The 17572-nt window shown below is 41.1% G+C and carries 16 protein-coding genes; 10 read left to right on the plus strand and 6 right to left on the minus strand.

Annotation, left to right across the window (positions count from 1 at the left end):
- The first annotated feature begins 22 nt into the window (after window positions 1-22).
- From DFQ04_RS02970 to trmB, 6 genes are read left to right on the plus strand one after another with little or no spacing between them, the layout of a single operon-like run.
- Window positions 23-859, plus strand: a complete 837-nt coding sequence (locus DFQ04_RS02970) for a hypothetical protein (RefSeq protein ID WP_133552528.1) — start codon at window positions 23-25, stop codon at window positions 857-859.
- Between the two features lies 1 nt (window position 860).
- Window positions 861-1550, plus strand: a complete 690-nt coding sequence (locus tag DFQ04_RS02975) for a MotA/TolQ/ExbB proton channel family protein (RefSeq protein ID WP_133552530.1) — start codon at window positions 861-863, stop codon at window positions 1548-1550.
- 2 nt (window positions 1551-1552) lie between these two features.
- Entirely contained in the window at window positions 1553-1942 is a 390-nt protein-coding gene (locus DFQ04_RS02980; protein ID WP_133552532.1) for an ExbD/TolR family protein, read from the plus strand.
- Between the two features lie 2 nt (window positions 1943-1944).
- Complete coding sequence (locus tag DFQ04_RS02985) at window positions 1945-2901, plus strand: energy transducer TonB (RefSeq protein WP_133552534.1); 957 nt, start codon at window positions 1945-1947, stop codon at window positions 2899-2901.
- A 2-nt stretch (window positions 2902-2903) separates the two neighbouring features.
- Window positions 2904-4190, plus strand: a complete 1287-nt coding sequence (locus tag DFQ04_RS02990; protein WP_133552536.1) for a bifunctional folylpolyglutamate synthase/dihydrofolate synthase — start codon at window positions 2904-2906, stop codon at window positions 4188-4190.
- Complete coding sequence (trmB, locus tag DFQ04_RS02995; protein WP_133552538.1) at window positions 4191-4850, plus strand: tRNA (guanosine(46)-N7)-methyltransferase TrmB; 660 nt, start codon at window positions 4191-4193, stop codon at window positions 4848-4850. It begins immediately after the preceding gene.
- Here the strand turns inward: trmB and DFQ04_RS03000 are convergent.
- The 4 genes from DFQ04_RS03000 to DFQ04_RS03015 are packed head-to-tail and all read right to left on the minus strand — an operon-like array spanning window position 4843 to window position 8730.
- Entirely contained in the window at window positions 4843-5721 is an 879-nt protein-coding gene (locus tag DFQ04_RS03000) for a 3-hydroxyacyl-CoA dehydrogenase (RefSeq protein WP_133552540.1), read from the minus strand. The genes trmB and DFQ04_RS03000 overlap by 8 nt on opposite strands.
- A 4-nt stretch (window positions 5722-5725) precedes the next feature.
- On the minus strand, window positions 5726-6742 hold the full coding sequence (locus tag DFQ04_RS03005; RefSeq protein ID WP_133552542.1) for a phosphotransferase family protein: 1017 nt from the start codon (window positions 6740-6742) through the stop codon (window positions 5726-5728).
- A gap of 2 nt (window positions 6743-6744) precedes the next feature.
- A complete protein-coding gene (locus tag DFQ04_RS03010) occupies window positions 6745-7953 on the minus strand; it encodes an acyl-CoA dehydrogenase family protein (RefSeq protein WP_133552544.1) in 1209 nt (402 codons plus the stop codon).
- Window positions 7954-7962: 9 nt separating this feature from the next.
- A complete protein-coding gene (locus tag DFQ04_RS03015; protein ID WP_133552546.1) occupies window positions 7963-8730 on the minus strand; it encodes an SDR family NAD(P)-dependent oxidoreductase in 768 nt (255 codons plus the stop codon).
- Between the two features lie 108 nt (window positions 8731-8838).
- Here DFQ04_RS03015 and DFQ04_RS03020 point away from each other — a divergent pair, with 108 nt between their 5' ends.
- The 3 genes from DFQ04_RS03020 to DFQ04_RS03030 all read left to right on the plus strand — a co-directional run bounded on the left by DFQ04_RS03020 (window position 8839) and on the right by DFQ04_RS03030 (window position 11923).
- Window positions 8839-9810: a zinc-dependent alcohol dehydrogenase family protein gene (locus DFQ04_RS03020; RefSeq protein WP_133552547.1), complete on the plus strand. Its 972-nt coding sequence runs from the start codon at window positions 8839-8841 to the stop codon at window positions 9808-9810.
- 70 nt (window positions 9811-9880) lie between these two features.
- Entirely contained in the window at window positions 9881-10303 is a 423-nt protein-coding gene (locus DFQ04_RS03025) for a hypothetical protein (protein WP_133552549.1), read from the plus strand.
- A gap of 66 nt (window positions 10304-10369) precedes the next feature.
- Window positions 10370-11923, plus strand: a complete 1554-nt coding sequence (locus DFQ04_RS03030) for an amidase (RefSeq protein WP_133552551.1) — start codon at window positions 10370-10372, stop codon at window positions 11921-11923.
- 55 nt (window positions 11924-11978) lie between these two features.
- Here the strand turns inward: DFQ04_RS03030 and DFQ04_RS03035 are convergent, their stop codons facing one another.
- On the minus strand, window positions 11979-12674 hold the full coding sequence (locus DFQ04_RS03035) for a TetR/AcrR family transcriptional regulator (protein ID WP_133552553.1): 696 nt from the start codon (window positions 12672-12674) through the stop codon (window positions 11979-11981).
- Between the two features lie 138 nt (window positions 12675-12812).
- The gene (tyrS, locus tag DFQ04_RS03040) at window positions 12813-14105 is read right to left on the minus strand and encodes a tyrosine--tRNA ligase (protein WP_133552555.1); all 1293 of its coding nucleotides are present in this window, start codon (window positions 14103-14105) and stop codon (window positions 12813-12815) included.
- A 177-nt stretch (window positions 14106-14282) separates the two neighbouring features.
- On the opposite strand from tyrS, the gene DFQ04_RS03045 reads away from it, so the two are divergent.
- On the plus strand, window positions 14283-17516 hold the full coding sequence (locus DFQ04_RS03045; RefSeq protein WP_133552557.1) for a S41 family peptidase: 3234 nt from the start codon (window positions 14283-14285) through the stop codon (window positions 17514-17516).
- Window positions 17517-17572 lie beyond the last annotated feature (56 nt).

A 17572-nucleotide genomic window follows, 5' to 3' on the forward strand; every position in this document is an offset into this window, starting at 1 on the left:
TTCGTAGCTTTCCTTTTTAGCTATGGCAGTAAAAGATTCAGGTAAACAAGTTTGGTCTGACCCTAAAGATTATGGGCTTCCTTGGGTAGAAATCAAACCTTTGAAACCAAAATCAGAGGTTGTTGCTCCTAAAGTTGAACCTGTAGAAAAGATTCAGACTGAGGTAGAAAAGCCTGTTTCGGCCCCTGAACCTGTAATTGAGACTCCAAAAGTCATTGCTAAAGAAGAGAAAAAGCCTGCTCAGGAAAAGAAAACTACCTCAGAAAAACCCGCAAAAGCTACTCCAAAAAAAGAAGCCAAATCCAGTGGTTCATGGGTTTGGATAGTTGTTGTTTTTGCTTTGCTATTAGTTTCCGCCATCATTTGGCAATTGCAAACTGGCAATCAAAGTGAATTGCCAGTACAAGAAAAATCTGTTCCAGCAGCTAATGAACCTGTAATTACTACCGCACCAGAGCAATCCAACACAGAAATTGCTTCTGCTGAAGAAACTCAAGCTTCTGAAACCCAAGAAGCAAAAGAAAATATCCCCGTAGAAAATCCTAATATTTCTAAACCCACCGATTCTGGTACAACAATTGCCAATAATGTATCTGGAAAATTGATCCGAATCGAGGCTCAAGAGGAAAGACCACAGTATTTTATTGTAGTAGGAAGTTTGCCAAATGAAGCAGATGCTTTGAAGCTAGCTCCTAATTATCAAGCCAAATCTGCTGAGGTCTATCTAATTCTTCCTTATGCTGAAAGCTCCAATTTCAGATTGGCAATTGGCAAATACAGAAGTTTTAGAGTAGCCGCTGAAGAACTCGAGAAGATCAAATCCCAATACACCGAAGAATTGTGGATTTTGAAATATTAATATGATCCTTCTCCAAACCCTATCAGTTGACTCACTGGCTACGGCCGACACTTTAGCTGCAGAAGCTACCAAAGAAAACATCGGATTATTAGACCTTCTGATCAAAGGAGGGTATATGATGATTCCTTTGTATTTGCTCTTTATTCTGGCGATTTTCATTTTTGTTCAGAAATTGCTTACCCTGAAAAAAGCCTCCAAAACCCCTTCCCATTTGCTGGATCAGGTGAAAGTTTTGGTACAAAGCGGTCAAATAGAAAAAGCGAAGGCTTTATGTATGGGAGAAAATACTCCTGTAGCCAATATGATTTCGAAAGGCATTGAACGAATAGGTTCACCTTTGAAGAATATCGAAGTCTCTATCGAGAACGTAGGTAAAATTGAAATTTACAAACTGGAAAAGAATCTCGGTCTACTTGCTACTGTAGCAGGAGCGGCTCCGATGATCGGTTTCTTGGGAACTGTGACCGGGATGATCCAGGCATTTATTTCCATCGCTCAGGAAGAAGGTATGGTTTCTCCAAAACTCCTTTCCATGGGTATTTATGAAGCCATGATTACCACGGCAACTGGTCTTGTGGTCGGCATTGTAGCCTATTTGGGATACAATTACCTGGTAACCCAGGTTTCTAAACTGGTGCACAACATGGAATACACTTCCATTGAGTTTATTGATCTTCTTCAGGATAAGTAATCATGGGATTCCAACAAAAAAATAAGGTTGATGCAGCATTTAGCATGTCTTCAATGACGGATATTATTTTCCTGTTGTTGATTTTCTTCATGTTGACTTCCTCATTTATCACACCGTCTGGTTTGCCGGTAAATTTACCTTCCAGCGAGACCTCCGACATCGTGATGCAGGAAGTGACGGTATCCGTGACCAAAGACCTTCGCTATTCGGTCAATGATAAAATTGTAAGCAGAGATCAAATCAAGGCTGAATTGACGACTTTACTGGAAGGGAAAAAGGGACAAGTAGTCCTCCATATTGACAAAGAAGTACCTGTTGAATATTTAGTGGAAATTGGTGGAATTGCAGCAGGCCTAGAGGCCAATGTTTCAATCGCCACGCAACCTTACTAATCATGCAAGCTTGGGATTCTGATCAGATAGAAAAAGACAGTAAGCGAAAATCCGCCATTGTGACGATTGTGCTCAATGTGTTGCTTTTGCTTGCCTTTTATTTCATCGTGGTTTGGAAGCAACCCATTCCTCCTTTACCGACCTATGGTTTGGAATTGAATCTTGGTTTTACAGATACGGGTTCAGGAAATAGGAATAGCCCAAATGCACCTTCTGAAACTCCTTCCCAAAGCGTAGAACAGGCAGCTCCGGGAGAAGTAGCTCCAGTAGTTACTCAACCCGCTACTCCTGCTCCAAGCCCAAAAACTGAAACAGCAAAGCCTAAAGCTTCTTCGAAACCTGCTGCCAATCAAGCGGTAACTACGAAGCCATCCCCAATCAAAGGGGAAGAGAAAGCCGCTGTTGAGACCAAAAAGCCTCAACCTACCAAGACTGAACCTACCAAGACAGTAACTACCCCTGCGAAATCAGAAGCAGAGACCACTACTCAAAAAGCACCGGAGCAACCAAAAATTGACCAAAGAGCCATTTTTGGAGCAGGAGGTACTTCAGGTAAAAGTTCCACTCCAGCGTCTGGAGGAGCCCAAGGATCATCAAATGCTAAAGGAGATGAAGGTAAACCAACAGGGACAGTGGATGGTAGAGCAATTATGGGTGAGGGAAGCGGAAAAGGAACCAATTCTGGCTCGGGTTATAGTTTGGACCTTGCTGGTTGGGACTTTGCTTCCAGACCTAATATCAATGACCGAGTTTCTACCAGAAACGGTAGGATTGTTTTCAAAATTACTGTTGATGATTCAGGCAGGGTAGTTCAGGCAGTTCCTTTGGAGTACAATGTTTCAAATGATGTCTTAGCCTATTACCGTCAGGTGGTTAATCAAATTACTTTTAAGAAATCAGGTGGGACGGCTGCTGATTTTTCCAGCGGTAAAATCACCTTTTTGATTCAGGTTGATTAAGTATGAATTACCAGGAAACGCTGGATTACCTTTATAATTCCCTTCCTATGTTTCAGCGCATCGGCGCTGCAGCATTTAAAAAAGACTTGAGTAATACACTTGCGCTTTGTGCGCATTTAGGTAACCCGGAAAGAAAATTTAAAACCATTCACGTGGCCGGTACCAATGGAAAGGGGAGTACTTCTCATTCCTTGGCTGCAATTCTCCAATCTGCTGGATACAAAACTGGTTTATATACTTCCCCTCATTTAAAATCCTTTGGAGAAAGAACCCGAATTAACGGGGTCGAAATGGAGGAGGAAGCAGTAATCCGTTTTGTAGAAGAGAATAAATCCTTTTTGGAGGAGCTAAAGCCTAGTTTCTTTGAAATGACCGTAGGTATGGCTTTTTGGTATTTCGCGGAAAAGCAAGTGGATATAGCTGTCATAGAAGTTGGCATGGGAGGCAGACTGGATAGTACTAATGTGATCCTTCCGGAAATATCCATAATTACTAATATTGGATGGGATCACATGCAGTTTCTGGGAGATACTTTGCCTAAGATCGCCTCTGAAAAGGCTGGTATTATCAAGCCCAATACCCCGGTAATCATCAGCCAAACTCAGGAAGAAACCACTCCCGTTTTTCACGAAATAGCCAATTCTTTACATGCGCCGATCATTTTTGCTGATCAGCATTTTCGGGTTACAAAGAAATCTGAACAAAGCGGCAAGGCAGGATACTCTGTTGAATGCCATGAAAAATCCTTTAAGATCACTTTGGGTTTACTCGGGAATTATCAGCGATTTAACCTTCCCGGAATTTTAGAAGCAGTGGTTCAATTGCGAAAGAAAGGTTGGGAGATTTCTGAGCAAGCTTTGGCAGAGGGCCTGGAAAATGTCACACAATTGACAGGATTGAAAGGCAGATGGCAGATACTTGGTGAAAATCCTTTAGTGATTGCGGATACGGGGCATAATGAACCCGGAATCAGGGAGATTTTGGATCAGCTGAAAACCTATTCTTTTTCCAAGCTTTGGATGGTTTTGGGGATGGTTCAGGATAAGGATATTTCTAAAATCCTTGCTCTTCTTCCTAAAGATGCCACTTATGTTTTTTGCAATGCGGATTTACCTCGGGCTTTACCGGCATCTCAATTGGCTGAAAAAGCTTCTCAATTTGATTTAAAGGGATTTATTATCCCCAATGTCAATGATGCTTTAAACTTTGCCAGAAAAAATGCGAGTTCGAATGACTTGATATTTATCGGAGGCAGTACTTTTGTGGTCGCAGAAATCGACGATCTTTAAATGAGCAGAAAAAAGCTGGTTCGCTTTTCCCAAAACGAATTAAACCCCAATGTAGTCCAGGCCGGAAAGCCAATTTTTGAAACCATCAAAGGCAACTGGAACGAAAAGCAATTTCAAAATCCAAATCGTATTGTCGTAGAATTGGCCTGTGGCAGAGGAGAGTTTACCGTGGGTCTTGGAAGAGAATATCCCAATCAGAATTTTATCGGTGTAGATATCAAAGGAAGTCGAATTTGGAAAGGAAGCTCCACCGCTACTGCCGAGGGAATTACGAATGTGGCTTTTCTAAGAACTCAAATTCAAAACCTGAATGACTTTTTTGCAGAGGGTGAGATTTCAGAGCTTTGGATTACTTTTCCAGATCCTTTTCCAAGAGATGGAGATGAAAAGCGAAGGTTGACTTCGCCCAAGTTTTTGGAAATGTATAAGCCGCTGATCAAGAAGGATGGAATCGTCCATTTCAAGACAGATAATACAGGCTTGTTTGAGTACACTTTAGAGCTAGTCAAATCCAGAGAAGACATTGAGGTCATCGCTTTTACCCATGACTTTTACCAAAGCGAAATGCGAGACGATCATCACGGGATAAAAACCCACTACGAGAAGATGTTTTCTGATAAAGGGGAGAAAATCAAATATTTGAAATTCAGGTTTATTTGATAAAATCCGGGTTTTTATAGGCTGGGTTAGGGTAGGAGTAGAAGCCTTCCCCAGTTTTCTCTCCAAGTTTTCCCTGATCCAAATAGGTTTTGAGATGGGCCGCAAATGCTTTGGAAGCTGCATCTGGCAAATTGTGAGTCACATGCCAGGCAGTATCTAAACCTATGGAGTCCAAAATCCCAAATGGCCCCATGGGCATATGGAAGTTGACCATCCAAGATCTATCAATATCCTCGATAGAGCCCACTTCCTTTGTCAGAAGTTTTCCTGCAGCTCCTATCAAAGCCATCAGCATGGTATTGAAGATGTAGCCGGGATTTTCTTTTTTGACAAGGACAGGAACTTGATTGAGTTTTCTTCCTAAATCTTCAAGCATTGGAATCATACTAGGATCTGTTCCGGGATGCGGCATAATATCAACCACACGGGAATAAAAAACATCATGAAAGTGGAAAGCGCAAAATTTTGCTGGTCTTCCACTCTCTTCAGCAAACATGGAAGGAAGCAAATAGGAAGTATTGGTGGTAAACCAAGTTTTTTCAGGAGCCAGTTCACCAAATTGTTTCCAGACTTTTTTCTTGATTTCGGGTTCCTCTGTCACGCTTTCATTGATAAAATCCGCATCTGCCACCGCCACCTTAGGATCTAAAGTAAATTCGATTCTTGCCAAGATAGAGGCTAGATCTTCTTTATTCAGTTGCCCGGATTTGACTAAAAGATGAAGGATTTTCTGCATGGTGTTTAAAGAAAAATCCAAGGCTTTTTGAGTTATATCATAAACCTTCACTTCAAACCCAGAGATAGCAGCTTGTAAAGCAACTCTTGAACCAAGGGTTCCTGCACCTAGAATGCATATTTTTTTGATTTCCATAAAATCAGATTTTTTGGGTTTGAACAGTTTTTAAAGCCTTTTTTCCGGCAGCTTCCACGACATGAATTAAGGCTTCAAAACGAGGATCTTTCGCATAACCTTGAACAAATCTTTTATATATCTGCTGGGCAATGACACCTACTTTGAAAAGACCAAAAGCATAATAGAAATTCATGTTGCTCAGATCCAAGCCGCTTTGTTTTTGGTAATAGTCCACAACTTCTTTTCGGGTGAAATTTCCCGGTAAGTGGCTTAAGTTGAACATTTTTAGAATTTGAGGATCATCATCTTGGGCCCAGTAAGCTAAACTAGTTCCCAAGTCCATCAAAGGATCCCCAACTGTAGCCATTTCCCAATCCAAGACAGCTTTGATATCTGTCAAGGTGTTGGGATCCAAAATCAGGTTATCGTATTTGAAATCGTTGTGAATAAAACTTACCCTTTGAGAGGTGGGCAGATTTGATTTTAGCCAATTAGCACTCTCTTCCATTTCAGGAAGTTCATTTGTTTTAGCTTTCAAATACCGATCCGACCATCCAAATACTTGTCTTTCAACGTATCCTTCGGGTTTTCCAAGTTGAATTAAACCTGAATCTTCCAGGTCCAGCTTATGGAGTTCAATTAAGCAATCAAGAGCATTTTGAGAAAGTCTGTTGAAATGCTTTGGTTCGAAATTGATATTAGAGGGTATCTTATTTCGGACTATTAATCCCTCTACAAAATCCATCAAGAAAAAAGGAGCACCAAATACTTCCTCATCTTCGCAGCAAAAAATTGGCTTTGGACTTTTGGAGTAGCCAGCTTTATTCAGACTTTCCAAGACTTTAAACTCCCGATTCATATCGTGAGCTTTTGCAATCTTATCTCCAAATGGCGGGCGTCTGAGTGCGAATTTCCCATTTGGCGTAAGTACTGAAAAAGTCAGGTTAGAAAAGCCTCCTGAAATTTGATTTATTTCAATTTCCTCAGGCTTGCAGGAAAGTTTTTGAGCTAAATATTCCTTTAATGTTCCGAACTCCATGTTTATTTTTTCTGGTAAGCCTTTAAAATACTTCTGGCCAATGCCGATTTGTGGACCTCATCAGGCCCGTCGTAGATTCTGGCCCCTCGTTCATGTCTGTACCAAAAGGAAAGCAAAGTGTCATCCGTAATTCCCAAAGCACCATGGACTTGGATTGCCCGGTCGATCACTTTCATTAATACATCAGCCACGAAAAATTTGATGGTAGAAATATCTTCCCGAACGGCCTTAGCCCCGAATTCCTGCATTTTTTGAGCGGTATCCATGACCATCAAGCGACTGGCTTTGATTTCCGCACGGCTTTCTGCGATCCAGTTTTGAATGGTTTGCTTCTCTGCCAAAGGTTTTCCGAAATCGAGTTCTCTTCTTAGGGCTCTTTTGCACATCATGTCAAAAACCCGCTCGCAAATCCCTATCCATCGCATGCAATGATGAATTCTGCCAGGTCCTAATCTTTCTTGAGCCAAAGCAAATCCTTGGCCTTCTTGTCCAATCAGGTTGGTTGCTGGAACTATGCAGTTTTCGAATTTCACCTCTGCATGAGAGAGGTAATCTTCCCCCGCTTCACCCATGATAGGAATGTTTCTGATAAGTTTAAATCCAGGATTGTCCAAAGGAACAATCAGCATACTGGCTTTTTGGTAGGGCGATTCTGCCTCGGGATTTGTTACAGCCATAACGATGGTAAAAGCCGCACCATCTGCTGCGGTGGTAAACCATTTATGCCCATTGATCACATAATTCTCCCCATTCTTTACTGCAGTGGTTCCCATGTTTACAGGATTACTTCCGGCAAACTCGGGTTCTGTCATTGCAAAGCAGCTTCTGATTTCACCTTTTTGGAGCGGTTTAAGCCATTTTTCTTTTTGGTCATCCGAGCCAAAAAGATGGAGTAATTCCATGTTTCCTATGTCAGGGGCATTACAATTGAATACGTAATGTCCCATTGGGCTTTGCCCGAGTATTTCGGAAACTTGGGCAAATTGTACCAAGTCCAATCCCAGTCCATCTTCCTCAATACTAAGATGCGGAGCAAATAATCCTTCTTTCTTTGCTTTTTCCCGCAAAGCCTGAAGATCAGGAAGGTGTTTTTTGAAAGGACCGGAAACTATTTTAAGATCGATTGGGAAAAGCTCTTCTTCTACAAAAGTTCTGTATTTCAATAATAAGTCTTGGAGGTTTTCCTGAGGAAAACTAGCGATAGAAGCCATAAATCAATATTAAATAGTAAATCCTCCGTCTGCTGTCAAAACGGCTCCAGTCGTGTAGGAAGAAGCTGCTGAAGCTAAAAACAAAGCCATAAAACCAATTTCTTCAGAAGTGCCGGCTCTTTTGATAGCAAGGTGGTTCATAAGCATACCCATGATTTTATCATTTGACCATAGTGCTTCTGAAAACTTAGTCTGAATCAATCCTGGGCAAATGGCATTTACCCTGATTTTCGCATCCCCCCATTCCTTGGCAAATACCTTAGTCAGGGAAATCAAAGCGGCTTTTGAAACAGAATAAATCCCAAGGCCTTGTTCAGGAGATATTCCTCCAATCGAGGATATGTTAATGACGGAAGCGTTTGATGATTTTCTTAAATAAGGGAAACACAATCTGCAAAGCTCAAATGGGGCTTTCACATTGACATCCATGATTTTATCGAATGCTTCCAGACTGGTTTCATGCACAGGTCCAAAGACAGGATTTGCTGCGGCGTTATTTACCAAAATATCTATTGTTCCATAAATGGCCACGGTTTTTTCAACCAAGGCAGGGAGCTCTTCTATTTTTCCAACATTGCAGGCAATTCCTGTTGCCTCATAGCCTTTTGCCTTAAGTTGGTCTGCCATCTCGTCCAGAGCATCCTGTTTTCGACTGCATAGCACTACTTTAGCTCCGGCAGCCGCAAATATTTCAGCGATACTAAATCCTATACCTTTACTTGCTCCGGTGATCAGGGCAACTTTTCCATCCAAAGAAAAAACAGAAGATAAATCCATGAGTTTTGGTTTATATTGATGCCTTAAGTTAAAAAAATTAAGACGAGTTTAAGGGAAAACTAGCCCTTACTTATACCCACAAAAGCCAAATAATTGAATTTTAGAGAAATGAAAGAATTGATTTTTGAACAAACGGGGACTCCCCAAGAAGTACTTCAAGTAAAAGAAAGTCCCATGCCCACTCCAAGACCACATGAGGTTTTGATTCGGGTGACCGCTAGAAATATCAACCCATCCGATATCATGTTTATTAAAGGCATGTACGGGATCACTCCAAAATTGCCTAGCAGCGCGGGATTTGAAGCATGTGGGGTAGTGGAGAAATCAGACCAAGCATCTTCTGTCAAAGAAGGGACTCGTGTGATGTTTACGGCCATCGGAACTTGGAGAGAATACATTTGTGTACCTGCTGCAATGGTCATTCCGGTTCCTTCAGGAATGCCTGATGAAGTTGCATGCCAAGCTTTCGTCAATCCTATGACGGCTTATGGAATGATTGAGGAGTCAGGATTGAAAGAAAATGAGTGGCTTTTGATTACAGCTGGCGCTTCAGCTTTCGGGAAATTTGCTATTCAAATGGCCAAGGCCAAAGGGATTAAAGTAGCCGCGACTGTCCGTCATGATGCACAAAAGCAAATGCTTGCAGATTTAGGAGCTGATTTGGTGATCAATACTGAAAAGGAAAAGCTATCCAAAGTAATTCAGGAAAATACAGATGGAGGAATTCATGTGGTTTTTGATGCTGTAGGAGGAATTCTTGGTGCAAAGGCATTAGCTAGCCTCAGGCCAAAAGGTAAATTACTTTCCTTTGGGGCTTTGGCCCTGGAAAATATGCCGGTAAATAGTGGTTTGTTGATTTTTAGAAACCTTAAAATTGAAGGGTTTTGGCTTTCCACTTGGATTGAGGAACTAGCTACTGAGAAAAGAAAATCAGCATTCCAGACAGTTTTTGGATTTCTAATGAAGGAACAATCCAAAATTGACATAGCCGGGAAATTCACTTTGGATGACTTCAAAAAAGCCTTGGACACCTACGAGACTCCTGGCAGAAATGGAAAAATCCTTTTCGTCAGTGAATAATCTCTGATTTGTTCGGGTAAAAAAGGAGGATTGCCCATCTTTGCACTTTCAACAATCCAATTATTATTTCATGAACTGGGAAAAGCTGGACGAGCAACTTACAGAAATTGTCAAAAAAAGAAATCTATTAAGCCAGATGGATTATAGCGACGAAAGCTATGATGATCTGGAAGAAGAACTTCATGATTTGGAAGATGATTTCAATGAGGAGTATGAGGAGGTTTTCGAGCCACAGTTAGAGAAGATTTATTCTAAGCTCAAATCGGATACGGATATTTTACTTCCAACTGCCTATTTGGCAAATAAGTACAAGGAAATGCTCCCAGATGCAAAAGGGATTGTGACTTATGAGGTAGAGGGAAATGAAGGAGTACCTATAGAATCAGATGAATTGGGTAAAGTGGACATGAGAATTGTCCTAGTTCCTAATCCTGCACGGTTTGTTTTATTAATCAATGGAAAACAGCTCAAGGAGCTTTGGAAAAGCAGATAAATTCAGGCTGCCCGATTCGGGTAGCCTTTTTTATTTTCAAATTCTGTGAATCAAAATCGAATATATATGAACTATAAATCCTCTGATTTCGGCAGCCATTTTGGTTTAATTTCTCTGCTCTTTTTGCTTCTATTTTCGGCTTGCCAAAAGGAGAAGGTTAAAGATGTTTTGGATTTAGAAAGTTTATCCATTGCCGAGATCCATGCTAAATATTCTTCTGGAGACCTGACCGCAGTTGAATTAGTAGAAGCCTACTTGGCTCGGATAGATTCGGTAAATCCTCAAATCAATGCCTTAACGGTGATTAATCCCAAGGCTTTGGAAATTGCCAAAGCTCTGGATGAGGAATTCAAATCAACCGGAAAATTTAGGCCGCTTCACGGGATTCCTATGATTGTGAAGGATAATATCAATACTCTTGGATTACCTACTACAGCGGGCTCTTTGGCACTTACAGATTTTTACCCTGAGGAAGATGCTTTTGTAATCAAAAAACTGGAAGAAGCAGGAGCTATAGTCCTTGCCAAATCGAATATGGCGGAATGGGCCTTTTCTCCCATGCATTCGGAAAGCTCCACTGCAGGAATTACAAGAAATCCATATAATCTGGATTTTGTCCCTGCAGGTTCGAGTGGTGGAACAGGTGCAGGAGTTGCAGCAAATTTAGGGACGATAGGATTGGGAACAGACACCGGAAATTCAATCAGAGGACCTTCTTCCCACAATGCCTTGGTAGGTTTTAGAAGTACTTTAGGATTAATCAGTAGAGAAGGAATTGTTCCTCTATACCTTAGAAACGACGTAGTCGGACCCATGTGTAAAACCGTGGAAGATGCCACTCGGGTCCTTCAAGTCATGGTGGGAATTGATCCAAATGATCCTTTGACTTCCTATTCGGAAGGAAAAACAGAAACTGATTATCTCCAGTATTTGGATAAAAACGGCTTGAAAGGAGCTAGAATCGGGGTGTTTAGAACTTTAAGTGAAAGAGATCCTGACTCCGGGATAAGCGTACTTTTTAATCAAGCTTTAAAAGATCTAGAAGGCTTGGGAGCGGTGGTCATAGATTCTGTAGCTGTTCCGAATTTTGAGGAATTAGCGAAAGACCAGTGGTGCCCAACTTTTAAAACTGATTTGGAAGATTTTCTCCAAACTTACGTGAAGCGAGATACAATGAAGACTTATGAGGATATGCTTAGAATTGGTTCTAAGTCAGAATATACTCGGACACGACTTGAGACTTTAGGTAAAAACACTTTGAGGAGAGGCAACCCTGAAATTCCTTGCGGAAATGCATACGAAGATGTTCGAAGAATAGCCCTTAGAGAAGCTATCGAAAGAACAATGGACTCGCTTCAGTTGGATGCTTTGATCTATCCATCTTGGAATAATCGTCCGGCAAGAATTGACCGATTCGAAGAAGAATACAAGGGGGATAATTCCCAGATTATTTCTCCCCACTCGGGCCAACCAGCTTTTACCGTTCCGATGGGATTTACTGAGGGGAATCTTCCTGCAGGCCTGCAGTTCTTGGGTAGAATGTACGCTGAACCTACCCTGATCAAATTGACCTATAGCTACGAGCTAGGAACAAAACACAGAAAAGCTCCAAAACTTTAAAAAAGAATGAATGAAAAAAGAAAGGCTACTCGATCGAGTAGCCTTTTTGGTTTGGTTAGAACAGACTTGCCTGAACTATTTGAGGCTTACTTGCCTGTACGGTTCCTTTCAGCATATCCTGCATCAATTTGATAAATCCGAGTTGCCAAGCTTCAGGATTGATCTTGATTTCTTTGTTTTCATATTCCACCGGGCCACTCATTTTTTCAAATCCGATTATCATACTCCAAATGGTAAAGAAGGTAATCTCTGGTTGAAGTTCTGGTCTGATACTTCCGTCCTTAATCCCCTGAGAAACCATTTGAATCCCGATCCTGGCTGGTTCGTGATGCAATTCCAAAAGCTTATGAAAATGAATCGAATCCAAAATCTGAGGATCAATTTCATTGCGTAGTTTTGAATTGGTGTATTTTTTCATCAAGTCCAAAAAATGGAGAATGGCTTGATAATACACAGGCTGTTCTTTGGCAAAAGTCCAGATCCGCTGAACCAAGTCTGTGATCATCTCCAAACCGGTCTTTCCTTTTGAGCGAAAGGATTCTCGAAATTCCTCCTTGAATTGATCAAAAGCCTTTTTGGTTAAGGCCATGAAAAGGTCCTCTTTATTTTTATAATAGAAGTAAGTTAGGCCTTTGCTGATTCCTGCTTTCTTGGCCACATCCTCCATCCGGGTAGCGGTATAGCCTTTGGTGGTAAAAAGTGAAACTGCTGCATCCAAGATTAGCCTTTCTTTATTTTTTTCTCCTGCCATGAGTTCTAAAACTTTATTGAAAAGTGAGGAACAAAGATATTAAATCAAGGTCAATTTTTGTTTCCTTTTGGAAATTATAAAAACTAAAAAAGGCCTCAATTTTTAATTTTGAGGCCTTTTTTGCTGTAGATCAAGAGATTATTTTACTTCTAAAATGTAGTAGTTTTTCTTCCCTTTCTGAATCAGTAAATATTTGTTTTGAAGAAGGTTGAAGTTCAAAGCTGCATTTGGGTCAGTTAATTTTTCCTTATTGATACTGACTCCTCCACCTTGAATCATTTTCCTTGCTTCACCTTTGGAAGGGAAAATTTGGGCATTGGTTTTTTCTCCAAAAAGATCCAAGACGTTTTCAATTCCCGCAAATTCTTCTTTGCTAAGTTGTACCTGAGGTACTCCTTCAAAAACCGCAAGAAAAGTTCTTTCATCCAAAGAAGCCAAGTCCTCAGTGGACGATTTGCCAAAAAGAATTTCGGAGGCTTTTACCGCCATTTCATAATCTTCCTGGCTATGAACCATGATAGTCACTTGCTTTGCGATTTCCTTTTGAAGCAATCTTAAATGAGGTGCCTGTGCATGCTCGCTTTCAAGGGTTTCAATGGTTTTTTGATCCAAAACCGTGAAAATCCTAATGTATTTGGAAGCATCTTCATCAGATACATTGAGCCAAAACTGATAGAAAGCGTATGGAGAAGTCTTTTCTGGATCCAACCATACCGACCCACTTTCTGTCTTTCCAAATTTGGTTCCGTCGGCCTTGGTGATCAAAGGAACAGTCAGCGCATAGGCACTTCCTCCGCCCATTCTTCGGATCAATTCTGTTCCAGTGACGATATTTCCCCATTGATCTGATCCCCCCAATTGAACCGAACAGTTATTGTTTTTCCAAAGGTGGTAAAAATCATATCCCTGGATCAATTGATAGCTGAATTCAGTGAATGAAAGCCCATTTCCATCTTCCAACCTTCGCTTTACGCTGTCCTTAGACATCATGTAGTTTACCGTGATGTGCTTTCCCACATCTCTGATAAACTCAAGAAAAGAGAATTGGGACATCCAGTCGTAATTGTTGACCAGTTCGGCCTTATTGGATTTGGAACCCGAAAAATCCAAAAATTTAGAAAGCTGATTTTTCAGACAATCCACGTTGTGATCCAAAGTAGCTTTATCCAAAAGGTTCCTTTCAGCGGATTTGAAAGAAGGGTCTCCAATCATCCCTGTGGCGCCTCCAACTAAAGCAAATGGCTTGTGACCTGCTCTCTGGAAATGAAGAAGTGTCATCACACCAACCAGGTGACCGATATGAAGGGAATCTGCAGTTGGATCAAATCCCAGGTAAGCTGAAGCCATTCCTTTGCTCAAATGCTCTTCGATCTCGGGGGTCATATCCTGGAGCATTCCTCTCCATCTCAGTTCTTCTATAAATGAATTCATTGAAAAAGGGTCGTTTTATTCGGTCGCAAATATAGGCTTATCCCATTCAGTAGGAAAATCAATTTCAGATTCATCCCCAATTCTTACAAATGAACCATCACTCGGTTTCATTCATCAAAACAAAATCTTCTATGGCAGAATTTTTTATTTACTTTGAGTCAAATCAATAATTACCCTATGAAAATCTTCTTTAAAGCCTTGACCCTAAGTCTTGGTTTTTTAATTACTGGACTTGCCTTTGGGCAGACTGCACCAAATTGGCTTCGCTATCCTGCAATTTCTCCGGATGGATCTAGAATCGTCTTCACTTACAAAGGTGACCTTTATTTGGTACCTACTTCAGGAGGAAAGGCAACTCAATTGACTTTCCACGAGGCTCATGACTTCAAGCCTGTTTGGTCAAAAGATGGGAAGCAAATTGCCTTCGCTTCGGATCGGTATGGAAATTTTGATGTATTCATCATGAATGCCGATGGAGGTGATGCGATTCGACTTACTTATCATTCTACTGATGAAATGCCCTATGATTTCACGGCTGATGGGCAAAAGGTGATTTTTGGCGCAGCCAGAATGGATATCGCAGAGCATAGACAATATCCAACTGGTTCCCAGCCTGAGCTTTATCAAGTGACTAAAAATGGGGGAAGGGTAGATCAGATTTGGACTATTCCTGCTGAGTATGTTCAGACCAGTAAAGATGGATCCAAGATGATCTATCACGATAAAAAAGGAGGAGAAAACGAATGGAGAAAGCACCACCAGTCGGGGATCGCACGTGACATCTGGATGTATGATGCGAAATCCAACTCGCATACTATGCTTACCAAGTTTTATGGAGAGGATAGAAATCCGGTTTTTTCCCCGGATGAATCAGAGATTTTTTACCTAAGTGAAGGAAATGGAAATTTCAATTTGTTCAGCATGCCTGTCTCTGACCCGGCTCAGGCAAAGGCTTTGACCAATTTCACCAAATTCCCTGTAAGATTTTTGACCATTGCTTCAGATGGAAATCTTTGCTTCAGCTACGATGGGGAATTGTATACTATGAAAAAAGGACAGCAGCCTCAAAAAGTGCAGGTTTCTATTGCTACCCAATCCATTTCCAATCCTGATAGCTACATAACCATCAATGGAGGAGTTCGTGAAATGTCTATTTCTCCAGATGGAAAAGAGATTGCATTTATTGCGAGAGGCGAAGTTTTTGTGACTTCGGTAGATGGTTCTTTGACTAAAAGAATCACCAATACTCCAGAGCAGGAAAGATTTGTTGAGTTTGCTCCTGATGGAAAATCTCTGGTTTATGCTTCTGAGCGAAATAGCAAATGGCAGATTTTCCAAGCTACCAAAGTAAGAGCAGAGGAGCCTTTCTTTTTTGCTTCCACTTTATTGAAAGAAGAACCACTAGTTTCAGTGGAAACCGATGCCTATCTGCCGAAATTTTCTCCTGATGGAAAAAAGTTGGCCTACATCGAAGGAAGAAGAAGTCTGAAGATTTTGGATTTGGCTAGTAAATCAAAAGTGACCTTGATGGGCCCTGATCTTTTGTTCCATATGAGCGACGGAGATCAATATTTCACTTGGAGTCCTGATAGCAAATGGCTTTTGGCTAGCTATAGACCTACAATGACCAACTCAGAGGTGGTCCTTTTGGATGCCACTGGAAAAGAAAAAATGAGAAAATTGACCCAAAGCGGCTATTCTGATGATAATGCAAAATGGGTGAATGGTGGAAAGCAAATTATCTGGTTCTCCAATCGGGACGGATTGAGAAGCTATGCCACCAGCGGTCGAATGGAAGAGGATGTGTATACCTTATTTTTCGACCAAGCTGCTTGGGATAAGTTTAGGCTGAGCAAGGAGGAGTTTGATCTTTTGAAAGAGATTGAAAAAGCCAAAAAGCCTCAAAATGGGGATGATAAGTCTAAGACTGAGAAAGCAGAGGAGAAAAAGGTTGAGGACATTGTTTTTGACTTTGATGGAATTGAAGAAAGAAAGGCGAGACTCACGATCCATTCTTCCATTATGGGAGATGCGCTACTTTCGAAGGATGGTGAAAAATTGTATTACCTAGCTAGATTTGAAAAGGGTATGAACCTCTGGTCTACTGATTTGAGAACCAAGGATACCAAGCAGGAAATCAGCCTTAATGCAAATTCCGGAAGACTTGTTTGGGACAAAGATCAAAAGAACTTGTACTTGCTTTCCGATGGATCCATTTCCAAAATAAATCCAGAAGGAATGAAGCGTGAGACCATAAAGATTGCTGGAGAAATGACCTATGATCAATCCGCAGAATTGGCACACTCGTTTGATCACATTTGGCTTCGCACAAAGGGGATTTTTTATACTCCGACCATGCACGGGGTTGATTGGGAGGGGATCAGACCTGATTACCAAAAATATCTGCCCCATATCGGTAACAATTATGAGTTTGCTGAGATGATCTCTGAAATGATTGGAGAACTTAATGTGTCCCACGCAGGAGCCAGATATTCCCGATCTATTCCTTTAGCAGATGCTACGGGAGCTTTGGGAGTTTTCTTTGATTACAAACATGCTGGCAATGGCCTGAAAATAACTGAAGTGATCGAAGGAGGTCCTTTGGATAAAGCTGGAATGGAGATCAAGCCCGGGATGATCATTGAGCGAATTGATGGGGAAATGATTTCACCTGACTTGGATTTTGCGAAACTTCTAAACAGAAAGGCTGATAAGTTTACCTTGGTTGAGGTTTTTGATCCAGGATCAAATAGCCGAAATCAATACACGGTTAAACCAATTTCATTGGGAGAAGAAAATCAATTGCTTTATAAGCGATGGGTCAAGAAGAACCAAGCTGAAGTGGAAAAATTGAGTGGTGGAAAATTAGGGTACGTGCATATCCCGGGAATGAGTGATGGTCCGTATCGTAATGTTGTTGAAGATATGCTCGGAAAATATTACGAGAAAGATGGGGTAATCGTCGATACTCGTTTCAATGGAGGCGGTGATTTAGTTGCTGATTTGGCTATGTTCTTTACGGGAGATAAATTTTTGACTTATGCTACTGAAGATAAAGTCGTAGGAGGAGAACCGACAGCCAGATGGACTAAACCTACCTTGGCGATGTTCAATGAGGCTAATTATTCAGATGGGCATTGCTTTGCTTGTGGCTATACGGATTTGAAAATTGGTAAAACAGTCGGAATGCCAACTCCAGGAACTTGTTCGTTTGCAGGTTGGGAAGGATTGCCGAATGGAGTCAGATGGGGAGCGGTTCCGATTTCTGCAAAAAATAAAGCAGGGGAGTGGTTAGAAAATAATGAAACTCGACCTCAGTTTGAAGTGAAAAATATGCCTGGAAAGATTGATCAAGGAATTGATCAGCAATTAGAAAAGGCGGTGGAAGAACTGTTGAAGGACGTTAAATAAAACAAAGCCCCGGTCAACTTGACCGGGGCTTTATTATTTAATGCTTATCCACAAAT

It is taken from the genome of Algoriphagus boseongensis (assembly GCF_004362805.1).
Taxonomy (GTDB): Bacteria; Bacteroidota; Bacteroidia; order Cytophagales; family Cyclobacteriaceae; genus Algoriphagus; species Algoriphagus boseongensis.

Bases quoted from the DNA above. Each gene is read 5' to 3' on its own strand.
- DFQ04_RS02970 (WP_133552528.1), top strand. From the start codon at position 23: ATGGCAGTAAAAGATTCAGGTAAACAAGTTTGGTCTGACCCTAAAGAT.
- DFQ04_RS02975 (WP_133552530.1), top strand. From the start codon at position 861: ATGATCCTTCTCCAAACCCTATCAGTTGACTCACTGGCTACGGCCGAC.
- DFQ04_RS02980 (WP_133552532.1), top strand. From the start codon at position 1,553: ATGGGATTCCAACAAAAAAATAAGGTTGATGCAGCATTTAGCATGTCT.
- DFQ04_RS02985 (WP_133552534.1), top strand. From the start codon at position 1,945: ATGCAAGCTTGGGATTCTGATCAGATAGAAAAAGACAGTAAGCGAAAA.
- DFQ04_RS02990 (WP_133552536.1), top strand. From the start codon at position 2,904: ATGAATTACCAGGAAACGCTGGATTACCTTTATAATTCCCTTCCTATG.
- trmB (WP_133552538.1), top strand. From the start codon at position 4,191: ATGAGCAGAAAAAAGCTGGTTCGCTTTTCCCAAAACGAATTAAACCCC.
- DFQ04_RS03000 (WP_133552540.1), bottom strand. From the start codon at position 5,721: ATGGAAATCAAAAAAATATGCATTCTAGGTGCAGGAACCCTTGGTTCA.
- DFQ04_RS03005 (WP_133552542.1), bottom strand. From the start codon at position 6,742: ATGGAGTTCGGAACATTAAAGGAATATTTAGCTCAAAAACTTTCCTGC.
- DFQ04_RS03010 (WP_133552544.1), bottom strand. From the start codon at position 7,953: ATGGCTTCTATCGCTAGTTTTCCTCAGGAAAACCTCCAAGACTTATTA.
- DFQ04_RS03015 (WP_133552546.1), bottom strand. From the start codon at position 8,730: ATGGATTTATCTTCTGTTTTTTCTTTGGATGGAAAAGTTGCCCTGATC.
- DFQ04_RS03020 (WP_133552547.1), top strand. From the start codon at position 8,839: ATGAAAGAATTGATTTTTGAACAAACGGGGACTCCCCAAGAAGTACTT.
- DFQ04_RS03025 (WP_133552549.1), top strand. From the start codon at position 9,881: ATGAACTGGGAAAAGCTGGACGAGCAACTTACAGAAATTGTCAAAAAA.
- DFQ04_RS03030 (WP_133552551.1), top strand. From the start codon at position 10,370: ATGAACTATAAATCCTCTGATTTCGGCAGCCATTTTGGTTTAATTTCT.
- DFQ04_RS03035 (WP_133552553.1), bottom strand. From the start codon at position 12,674: ATGGCAGGAGAAAAAAATAAAGAAAGGCTAATCTTGGATGCAGCAGTT.
- tyrS (WP_133552555.1), bottom strand. From the start codon at position 14,105: ATGAATTCATTTATAGAAGAACTGAGATGGAGAGGAATGCTCCAGGAT.
- DFQ04_RS03045 (WP_133552557.1), top strand. From the start codon at position 14,283: ATGAAAATCTTCTTTAAAGCCTTGACCCTAAGTCTTGGTTTTTTAATT.